The organism is Citrobacter sp. TBCS-14 (genome assembly GCF_005280805.1).
Classification (GTDB): Bacteria; Pseudomonadota; Gammaproteobacteria; order Enterobacterales; family Enterobacteriaceae; genus Citrobacter; species Citrobacter gillenii.
This window is the reverse complement of the sequence record NZ_SZWM01000669.1, coordinates 1-208: the sequence shown is the minus strand read 5'-3', so window position 1 is coordinate 208 and position 208 is coordinate 1. Positions and strand designations below refer to the sequence as shown.

At 46.6% G+C, this 208-nt stretch carries 1 protein-coding gene; it reads left to right on the top strand.

Features of this window, described 5'->3' with window-relative positions; all coding sequences use genetic code 11:
• Positions 1-208 (top strand): LPS export ABC transporter periplasmic protein LptC (gene lptC / locus FDX22_RS20600; protein ID WP_146717698.1); only part of this gene is annotated, 208 nt, incomplete at both ends.

The window sequence follows — 208 nt, the reverse complement described above, 5'->3', positions numbered from 1 at the left end:
GAGCTATCATTTGATCGCGCAACACGTTGAATATTATTCAGATCAAGCAGTTTCGTGGTTCACTCAACCAGTGTTAACCACGTTTGATAAGGACAAAGTACCGACCTGGTCAATCAAGGCCGATAAAGCCAAATTGACCAACGATCGGATGCTGTACCTGTATGGCCATGTTGAGGTTAACGCGCTGGTGCCTGACTCTCAACTACGC